The organism is Flavobacterium oncorhynchi, assembly GCF_002217355.1.
Classification (GTDB): Bacteria; Bacteroidota; Bacteroidia; order Flavobacteriales; family Flavobacteriaceae; genus Flavobacterium; species Flavobacterium oncorhynchi.
Genome location: NZ_MUHA01000010.1, coordinates 160,965 through 172,155 on the forward strand (window position 1 = coordinate 160,965; position 11,191 = coordinate 172,155).

5 protein-coding genes are annotated in these 11,191 nt (G+C 36.5%); 4 read left to right on the forward strand and 1 reads right to left on the reverse strand.

The window, feature by feature from the left end; all coding sequences use genetic code 11:
- Window positions 1–528 precede the first annotated feature (528 nt).
- From B0A75_RS09020 to B0A75_RS09035, 4 genes are all read left to right on the forward strand, one after another.
- Window positions 529–3,723, forward strand: a complete 3,195-nt coding sequence (locus B0A75_RS09020) for a SusC/RagA family TonB-linked outer membrane protein (RefSeq protein WP_089053951.1) — start codon at window positions 529–531, stop codon at window positions 3,721–3,723.
- 11 nt (window positions 3,724–3,734) lie between these two features.
- A complete protein-coding gene (locus B0A75_RS09025; RefSeq protein WP_089053952.1) occupies window positions 3,735–5,192 on the forward strand; it encodes a SusD/RagB family nutrient-binding outer membrane lipoprotein in 1,458 nt (485 codons plus the stop codon).
- Between the two features lie 274 nt (window positions 5,193–5,466).
- Entirely contained in the window at window positions 5,467–9,315 is a 3,849-nt protein-coding gene (locus tag B0A75_RS09030; RefSeq protein WP_089053953.1) for a M43 family zinc metalloprotease, read from the forward strand.
- A 115-nt stretch (window positions 9,316–9,430) separates the two neighbouring features.
- Window positions 9,431–9,808, forward strand: coding sequence for a hypothetical protein (locus tag B0A75_RS09035; RefSeq protein WP_089053954.1), 378 nt, complete (start codon window positions 9,431–9,433; stop codon window positions 9,806–9,808).
- An 88-nt stretch (window positions 9,809–9,896) separates the two neighbouring features.
- On the opposite strand, the gene B0A75_RS09040 is transcribed toward B0A75_RS09035, so the two are convergent.
- A complete protein-coding gene (locus B0A75_RS09040; RefSeq protein ID WP_089053955.1) occupies window positions 9,897–11,108 on the reverse strand; it encodes a M24 family metallopeptidase in 1,212 nt (403 codons plus the stop codon).
- Between the last annotated feature and the right edge of the window lie 83 nt (window positions 11,109–11,191).

Here is an 11,191-nt window from a genome sequence, read left to right on the forward strand (position 1 = left end):
TAAGTCCCAGAGGTCAATATCATTAAGTTAAGGAACAAAATCGCAAAGCTTTGTCATTTCGACGAAGGAGAAATCTTCGCGAGTAACTCCGCAACGTAAGGCCAATCTTTGTAGAGTTTCTTACGGAGATTTCTCCTTCGTCGAAATGACAATATTGTGCCTAAAATTTAATCCTTTGCGAAATTAATTTTATTTTCTAAAAGCCTAACTTAATCACATGTCCCGTTGGGCTTTAAATTTATCATCATAAAAAAACAGTTACAAGAGCAATTTTGTAACTGTTTTTTTTATTCTGAAAATGAAGTTTTTATACTTTTTTAATATCTAGATTATCTTAACCAAATGTCTTCAAGTTTTAAAACATATAAAACAACAACATCCTTAAGCAAATAAATACTTACAAGCGCAAAACAATAAAATAAACAATACTCAAAACACGATAATATAATCTGATTTTATGATAATATATTGGCATAAAAAAAACCATAAATGCAAAATATTTGCACTTACTAATCATAAAATCATAATATGAGAATTAACCTTTATTTTAGAAAGATTGCGATACTCTTTTTTGTATTTGCAACGCAGCTAATCTTTGCCCAGGAAAGAATAGTGACAGGAGTTGTTACCGATGATGCAGGACTGCCTTTACCAGGCGTAAGTGTATCCATCAAAGGAACCAAAACAGGAACACAAACAGACTTTGACGGCGCTTTTTCCATCAGCGCATCTGCAAACCAAGTTTTAACATTTAGCTATATAGGACTGAAATCTCAAGAAGTACCAGCATCTACAAACAAGATAAACATTAAGATGTCCGGAGGTTCAACAGCGCTTCAAGAAATTGTGGTTACAGCCTTAGGTGTTAAAAGAGAGAAAAAATCTCTTGGTTACGCTACACAAGAAGTAAAAGGCGAAGATTTGACAAGAGTTAACAGTGGAAATGTCGCCAACTCTATTTCGGGAAAAGTAGCTGGTGTTGACATTAGAAGAAACAACAACATTGGCGGATCAACAAATGTTATTATTCGTGGATCGTCTTCTCTTACAGGAAACAACCAAGCTTTATGGGTTGTAGACGGAATTCCTTTAAATAACGACAACACAAATTCAATCGAACAAAAAATTGGTGGAAATACTGGTGGATACGATTACGGAAATGCGGCATCAGATATAAACCCTGACGACATTGAATCTATGAACGTTTTAAAAGGTGCTGCGGCTTCTGCTTTGTATGGTTCTAGAGCAGCAAATGGTGTTATCCTTGTTACATTAAAAAAAGGAAGCAAATCTAAAGGCGGACTAGGAATTACTTTTACAAGTGGAGTAAATGTTGGATCTGTAGACAAAAAAACATTACCAGAATACCAAAATCAATACGGCAGCGGATATGGTGATTTTTACGGAACTGTAGATTTAGGCAGCGGTACACACCCGTATGCAGCAACAGATGATGCATCCTGGGGACCAAAATACGATCCAAATTTATTGGTTTACAACTGGAACTCTTTTTACCCAGAATTACCTACGTATGGTATTGCAAAGCCTTGGACACCTGTAAAAAAGAATCCAAACAGTTTTTACCAAAAGAGTCTTACCTATACGAACAACATCGCTGTTTCGGCATCAAATGAAAATGGAGATTTTAGATTTGGATATACAAACTATAACCAAACGCAAGGAATTCTTCCAAACAGCAGTAACAAAAAAGACAACTTTAACTTTTCGTCAACTTACAAACTTAGTTCAAGAACAAAAATTTCTGCTTCAGCAAATTACTTGAAAGCATACGCTAAGGGAATGAACGAAACGGGTTACGGAGACGGTGGAAATAACTACCTGAGCAGTGTAAGACAATGGTACAATATGAGTGCTGATTTTCAGGATTTAGAAGATGCTTACAATTTAACCAAAAGAAACACTACTTGGAGTGTTGGCGGACCAACAGACTTAAGTGTTCAGTTTCATGACAACCCATACTTTCAGCGTTACAACAATTACAACTCTTTAAACAGAGATCGTTTCTTTGGTAATTTTGCATTAAGCACAGATGTAGCAAGCTGGTTAAACATTGTAGGTAAAGGATCTGTTGATTACTACACTCAATTGCAAGAAGAACGTATTGCTGTAGGCTCTAAAAGAACAGCCAATATGCTAGGACAGTATTCTAGATATGACAAAACATTCCGTGAGATAAATTTAGATTTAATCTTAAACTTTAAAACTGATATTACAGAAACAATTAAATTTTATGGATTATTAGGAGGCAATACAAGACGCTCAGTAAATAGTAATACTTATGCCAGAACCAATGGAGGTTTAATTGTTCCTGGTAAATACATGTTAAGCAACACGATTGCTCCTATTAACTATCCTGACGAGTTTTACGAAACAATAGGTACAAACAGTGTTTATGCAAATGCCACTTTCAATTTTGATGAAACTTTTTTTGTTGAGGGTTCATACAGAGTAGATCAATCTTCTACACTTCCTAAGAAAAACAATACTTATACATACCCATCTATTACAGGAACTTACATTTTCAGTAAACATCTTAATGCAGACTGGTTATCTTTTGGAAAACTTCGCTTAAACTATGCCGAAACTGGTAACGACGCTGAGTTTGCTGTTATTCAATCAACGTTTGCAAAAAACAGCAATTTTGGCCCTGATGGAATTCGTTTTTCAAATGAAAACAACAAAAGCAATTCTAACTTAAAAAGTGAGCTTACAAAAGGTGTTGAGGCCGGTGTTGAGCTTAAATTCTTAAAAAACAGAATTGGTTTAGATTTTTCATACTACAAAACCAATACTACAAACCAAATTTTATCTATCGAAGTACCAGTGCAAACAGGTTACAGCAGACAATGGATTAATGGTGGTAATGTTGAAAACAAAGGTTATGAACTTTCGCTGAATGTGATTCCGTTTCAAACCAAAGACTTTTCATGGGAAGCCAGAATCAACTGGGCATCTAACAGAAACAAAGTTATTGATCTAAATGGCGCTGAGAGACTTTCGATAAGTTCGTTTCAAGGTGTAGGATACATTGCTGAGGTTGGAAAACCAATTGGTCAATTTATTGGAAGAGGATTTAAATATTTAGATGGTGAAAGAGTTGTAAAAGCCAACGGTCTATATGAAGTGGTAGCCGGAGCAACAATTGGTGACGTAAATCCTGACTGGACTGGCGGTATCAACAACGTTTTCCGTTACAAAGATTTCGCATTCAACTTTTTAATAGACATGAAAAAAGGCGGAAGCGTATGGTCGCTGGATCAACAATATGGTCACACCACAGGTATTTACCAAAGTACCGTTGGAAACAATCACTTAGGAAACCCTATAAGAAATGCAATTGCTGATGGCGGTGGAATTATTCTTCCAGGAGTAAAAGCAGATGGTACACCTAACACAACAGTTGTTCCTGCAGATTACAACACCTACAACTCTATGCCGCAGGAAGCTTATGTTTACGACGCTTCTTATGTAAAATTACGCGAAGTAGGTTTAAGTTATAAATTCCCTTCAAAATACCTGACACATACTTTCATCAACAGTCTTGTTTTTGCAGTAAATGGAAGCAATTTATGGATTATCCACAAAAATCTTCCATATGCTGATCCAGAAGCTGGAACATCATCTGGAAATATGCAAGGTTTCCAAACTGGAGTATTACCAACAACAAAAGAGTACAACTTTAATATCAAAGTTCAATTCTAAAAACAAACAAAATGAAAAAAATAACAACCATACTCCTTGCAGGAATATTGCTAAGTTCTGCCGTTTCTTGTGAAGATATCGATAGATTAAACGAGAATACAAAAGCATACACCTCAGCCTTACCAGGAAGTTTAATGACAAGTTCTCAAGTAAATTATTCTTATTTCTTGACTAATGCTTCTGTTAATGACAATAATTTTAGAGGATATGCCCAGCACTGGACTACATCGACTTATACAGACGAAGTAAATTACAATCAAGCCAAAAGAAACCTAGGCAACTCGCATTCTGTAATACTTTATAGAGATGTACTGCAGGATTTCGTAATTGCAAAAAAGAAAATAACCGAAGAGCAGGCTTTAGGTCCTGTTGAAGCAGCAGTTAAAAAAAATAGAATTGCTATTTTGGAAGTTCAAATTATAATGGCTTACCAAACACTTGTGGATCTTTTTGGAAACATTGTATATTCAGAAGCTTTAGATATAGAAAAATATCCAAATCCAAAATACGACGATGCAAAAACGGTTTATTTAGATTTAGCTGCTCGTTTAGATGCTGCGATTGCAGATATGGATAGCAGTTATGACAGTTTCGGATCAGCTGATCTTATTTACAAAGGAAAAGTGTCACAATGGAAAAAATTAGCTAATAGTGTTAAACTAAAATTAGGAATGCACTTAGCCGATGTTGATGCCGCCAAAGCTAAAGCAATGGTAGAATCTGCATACAGCTCGGGCGTAATTGGAAATAATGCCGAAAATGCTTTATTTCAATATTACAAAACTATCGTTGACCAAAATCCATTATACAACAGTTTGGTAAACGAAAGCCAAATCATGCCAACAGAATTTTTTGTAAACGAATTAAACGGAAAATCTGATCCTAGAAGAGACATCTTTTTTAATCCAGCTTCAAAAATTGCCGGAGCCTACAAAGGCGCGCCTTATGCACAGCAAGTCAGTTACAAAAACTTCTCGAATGTAGGTGTAAGAATCAAAGAAAGATCAAATCCTGGGGTAATCTTTGATTATACTGAAACTTGTTTTTTACTTGCAGATGCTGCGAGCAGAGGTTTTAGTGTAGGCGCAACAGCGGCTGAATATTACGAGAAAGGAATTCGTTCCAGTATGAATTACTGGGGAGTTTCAACTGCAGATACTGACACTTATCTAGCCAGAACAGATGTAGCTTATGCTACAGCTTTTGGAACTGATAAACAAAAAATAGCGTATCAGCTTTGGATTGCATACTACAACCGCGGGTTTGAAGCTTGGACGGAATACAGAAGATTAGACTTCCCTATTTTAGCTGCACCAATAACAGCAGTTACTGAAGCAGAAGGAAAAGTACCAGTAAGAAACATTTATTCTTTATTTGACGCTACTTTAAATACGGCTAACTACAATGCAGCCGCAACAGCAATTGGCGGTGATAAAATGACAACAAAATTATTCTGGGATAAGTTTTAATTTGAATTAGTAAGCAATTTAATATCTCATTGAATTGAAGCAGGCGCCTTAAAAACGCCTGCTTTTTCTTTGGAATAAACTGAAATATTCGGTTTCCTGCACAAACATTAAAAAAAAAAAAAAAAATAGCACACGTAATTAACTGAATAAAAACACATAACATAATTTTAAAGCTAATTTTAAGATAATTTCATATCATAACCGAATAAAATAGTATAAGTATGTCTTTTCATATAAAAATATCTTTGGTTCAACTAAACAAATACCTACATTTATGAAAACAAAATTATTTTTATTCGCGTCATTACTTATGATGCTTAAAATGAGCGCTCAAGGTCTTCCCTGTCGGACGAGCGAGGAGAACGAAAAAATCTACAAATCAAATCCTCATGCACTAAAAGAAAAACAAGACTTTGATGCTTTTAGTAAAAACTTTAGTGCAGCCAGAAAATCAAAAACAGGTAAAATGGCAGAAACCTCTTATGTCATCCCTGTAGTATTTCACATTTACGGCGATGTTCAAAGCGGAAAAACGGTTACTTATCAAAAAATAGTAAACCATTTACAACATCTTAATGATGATTTTAACGGCCGTAATGCCGACTATCAAACGGTTGACCCTTTTTTTCAAGCCAGAAGAGGCACTCTAAAAATCGAATTTAAACTTGCCAAAATCGATCCAAACGGCGGCTGTACTTCGGGAGTTGTATTTCATCCTGCTAAAAACGGTTTTGGTAACGGCGGCGGTTACGACGATCAAATTGCAGCCGATGCTTGGGACAATACAAAATACATGAATGTTTACATTCAAAACGATTTATACGCAGATGGAGCTTTAAATAATTCGGGCGTTGCGTGGTATCCTGATTCTGGAATGACTGCGAGTAATACGGCGAGAGTTGTTTTTAATGGAGCTTATCTTTATGACAACTCCTACAGCACAGAATTTTCGGCTACACTTACTCATGAATTCGGGCATTTTTTGAACCTAATTCATACTTTTGAAGGAGGCTGTACAGGTACTGATGAGGTAGACGACACTCCTCTTGAAGACGGAAAACATACTTTGGCCTGTACTCAAGGTACAAACTGCAACGGAGATAGAGTTAACAATGAAAACTACATGGGGTACAATGGTGCTCAAGGCTGTTACAAAATGTACACTCAAGGACAAATTGACCGAATGCTTGCAGCACTGGAACATCCGTCAAGAAAATCACTTTGGCAGGCAGCCAATCTTATTGCCACTGGAGTAAACTCGACTGGAGGTTTATTAACAGTAAACACGAGTTCGTTTAAAGAAGCTGTCTCTAATAATGGTTCTTTTGATACCGCATCAATTGTAACGCTTTCCGGAAAAACATTTGCTCTTTCATCGGGAACAATGACTTCTGGAACTCACTTTTCTCACACTTTTCCAGCAGGAATTATACCTGTAATCACTGTTAATTCAAACTCACAATTAACGGTAACTTTAACGGGAAATGCTGCAAATCATCAAACTGTCAACAATGCAAAAGGGGCGATTACATTTTTACCTGCGGCTTTCACAGGCGGAACTGCAGATTTAACTTGTACCAGTTTAAACTACGACTTTAAGTTTGTAGATCCTTATGGTATTTACTTTGTCGATATGCCAGACGCGACAGCATCTGCAGCTCAAACCTGGAAAGCGTTTAAAATAAACAAAGGCGATGATCCCGCTTTTGGCTCATGGAGATATACTGCAAATGCTTTAAAAATTGAAACTTACGCCAAAAAATTAGTGTGCGAAGCTGGAACGAGAAACATTACGCTGCTTCCTGCTAATTCTCCTATAAGCGCTTCAAGTAATTTTACAGCTCCGGGTGCTTATCCAAATCAATTAGATTTACGCACAGCATCTTACACCAATTGGGACGGAAAAACAGGATATGTTGGTTTCGATTATCTTATTGACGGTTTAACTTGTTATGGCTGGTTTAAAGTTACAGTTGACGCAAACGGTGACGGTTTCAGCATTACTGAATATGCGTATAATACACAGCCGGGAGCCACGATTTATACTGGAATGACTCCAAAAACAGCTGTTGTTCTTTCTACTGATACTTTGTATGAAGCAGATGCTAATGATGGAGGCATTACCACAAATGCTGTAATTTCGTTATCAACCAACAATGGAACTTTCACAAAAAGCTCTGGAACTTTTACTGCAAATACAGACTACACTATTACTGGCGTTCCAGCAGGTTTAACAGCGGTTTTAACCTTGCAGAGCAACTCAAAAGCGGCTCTTACTTTTACAGGAAAAGCAAGTTCACATTTACCAGCTAATGATGCTGCGGTAATTGTAACGTTTAAAGATGCTGCAATTACAGGCGGAATTGCAACACTAGACAATGCTGCAAAAACAATAAATTTAAAATTCGAATCTCCTTATGGAATCTATTATGTGAACAATCCAGATTATGTTGCTTCACCAGCAGCAGTATGGCAATATTTTGATTTAGGAATTGGAGACAATACAGAGTATGGTGCATGGCAATATGCGGCGAACGCTTTAAAAATTGAAACGTATGGCAAACGACTGGTTGCTGAAACTGGAACGCGAAACATTACTAAAATTGCGGCAGGAACATCTATAGGCGCATCAAGTAACTTTACTGCTCCAGGCGCATATCCTAATCAATTAGATTTACGTACCGCATCTTACACTGCTTGGGACAATCAAACGGCTTATGTAGGTTTTGAATACAGCAGAAGAGGCAGAACTTGCTACGGATGGTTTAAGGCAAAAGTAACTGCAAACGGAGATGGTTATACGATTTCAGAATTTGCTTATAATACACAGCCTAATCAAGCTATTATTGCTGGAGCAACAGGCGGAATAACTGTTGCCGCTCCAACAAATTTAGTTGCAGCAGCAAATTCAACCAGTCTTCAAGCTGTTTTAACTTGGGCAGATAATGCCACTAACGAGACAGGATATATTGTAGAAAGAGCTTCTGCAGATGGTGTTTACAGCAGTATTGCAACCTTAGGAGCAAATGTAGTTACGTACACCAATACAGGATTAACTGCTGGAAACACGTATACATACAGAGTTAAGGCAAATGCTAATACTGTTTCTTCAGATTATTCGAATGTAGCAACTGCTGTTATTGAAGCTGCATCTGCTTATTGCACAGCACAAGGAAGCAACTCATACGAGTATATTAAAGATGTTACAATTGGAAGTTTCACTACTACATCTGGCGCAGATGCTTCGGGTTACGGAAATTATACTTCTAAAAACATAACATTAACACCTAATACAAGTGTTGCCGTAAGCTTAACACCAGGTTTTTCAGGCTCTAATTATTCAGAGTCTTGGGGAATTTGGATTGATTACAACAAAAACAACACTTTTGAACCTTCTGAAAAAGTAATCAACGGACTTTCGTCAACGGGCACAGTTACTGGTAATTTTACAGTTGCAGATGGAACTGGAACAACGAGAATGCGTATTGTAATGAAATACAACGGAAACCCTGCGACACCCTGCGACAATATTGGCGATGGAGAAGTTGAAGATTACACGGTAACTTTTGGAGCTTCAAACCCTAATCCGGTTACTTTAAATACTCCGACAAATATTGGAAACTCAGGAGTTTATTCATCTGGATTCTATGCTTCTTGGACAGAAGTTGCTAATGCAACAAGCTATGAAGTACAGTTATACAAAACTGCAACTGGATGGACAACTACAGGAACATCAACTACATACTATTTATGGATTCCGAAACAAGGAACTGAAACAGCTTACCGATTCAGAGTAAGAGCCGCAAATGCATCAGGAACGAGCGCTTGGAGTAATTACCTTGACATCAATCTGCCACTTTCTGGAGCTGAAGGAAATGATCTTTTAATGGGTAAAAAATCATTCTCAATGTTCCCGAATCCAGCAACTGATGTTGTAAATTTCAATTTTGAAAATGTAAATATTGCAACTGCTGTAATCACGATTTACAATAATGTTGGCGCCGTAATTGATACTGTTCGTAATACATCGAGTTATACATTAAAGAATCTCCCAACTGGCATTTACCACGTAGTACTTACTGATGGCAATTTCACTCAGAGAAAAAAACTAATCGTTAAGTAATTATAACTCATAAACATAATTTAGAATACAATTCTAAAAAAACAAAACCGCTGAAAGAGATTCTTTCAGCGGTTTTTCATTTTATCTAACTTTGTATTTCTAACAAACGAGAACTATGAGAAAACAATACAATCTGCGCCCAAGCGAAGATGGTCTAAAAGCTTGGGATGTGCATCGATTAATAGAATTATCAAAAAACTTTCCAATAAAGAATATTTTACTCAGCGAAATAAACGAGATTAACGAACCTTATTGGTTTCAAGATTCAGATCAACAGCCAACTTGTGCTGCGATTCTAGAACATATTAAACTTATAGATGCCGTAGATTTACAATATCCCATTATTTTATGTGCCGATGGGCGTTTAATGGATGGCATGCACCGCATAATGAAAGCTTTGCAGCGAGATCAAACTCATATTAAAGCTGTACAATTTGAAATCACACCTGATCCGGATTTCATAGGAATTCCGGCGGATCAATTACCTTATTAAATTTTATATAAATACCTTAAAATAAAAATCCCATCTATTTATACGAATTGATTCGAATAAATAGATGGGATTTGTGTTTCTTATTTAATTAATACCCAAACGGATTTTCAACACTTTCCATTGGATTTGTAAACCATTTTGGTCCATTTTCTGTCATATAGAAATGGTCTTCATGACGAATTCCGAATTTTCCAGGAATACAAATCATTGGTTCGTTGCTAACCACCATTCCTTCAAGAAGTTCAATTTTACTGCCTCTTACTAAATATGGGTATTCATGAATATCTAAACCTGTTCCGTGCCCTACTCTATGCGGTAATCCCGGCAAACTATAATCTGGACCTAAGCCCGCTTCTGCCAATACTTTTCTAGCTGCATCATCAACAGATCCGCATGACGCTCCGATTTGAGCAGCTTCGAAAGCAGCATGCTGCGTTGCTCTTTCTAAATTCCAAATCGTTTTATATTCTTCAGACGGAGTTCCGTAGGAATAAGATCTTGTAATATCTGAGATATATCCTTCTAGCTTACAACCAGTATCAATAATAACTGCTCCATTTTCCTTTAAATCCTGAGGTACAGAAACACCATGCGGATATTGTGTATCATCAGCAAATAAAACAATACAAAAATAAGAACCAGCAACAGCACCTGCTTTTATGTGCGCTTCATTTATAAATTTAGTAACCTCCGCAGCCGTAATTCCAGGTCGTAATATTTTTGCCGCTGCACGCTGTACCACCATTGTAATATCTTTTGCTCTTTGAATAATTGCAATTTCATTAGCCGATTTTTGCATACGACAGGCTGATGTTATAGCAAGTGCATTGATAATAGTATATGACTGATTTGTTTTTACAACACCATCAACCAAAAAATAAGGAGCTGATTCGTCTATTGCAATATTTCCACTTATAATATTTTTACTTTTCAATAATTCTCCCATCAAAGCGTAAGGAGATTCATGCTCTTCCCAGCAATTAATTTTCCCGTTTAATTGCATGTATTTTTTAAAAGTACCTTCTTCAAACTTTGGAACAATATAATCCAGTGTTCCATCGTCATACAATAAAGCGCCCACCATTCTTTCTGACGGATTCCATTTGGTTCCCGTAAAATAATAAAGATTCGTGCCTGCGTTAACATAAAGCACTTTTACATTGCTGTCTTTCATAACAGCGACAGCCTTTTTTAAACGAGCTAAATATTCTTCTGGTTGAATTGGCTTTACATCCAATGTCATATTTTCTATTTTCTCTAACTCCGCAGCAGCAGTTGAGCCTCCTATACCAATTGTCATTTTATATATTTTTTTTAAATTGATTAATTACATTATCTAAACCCGTTTGAGCGCGATTACTTTCAGCACTATAGAAACATAGC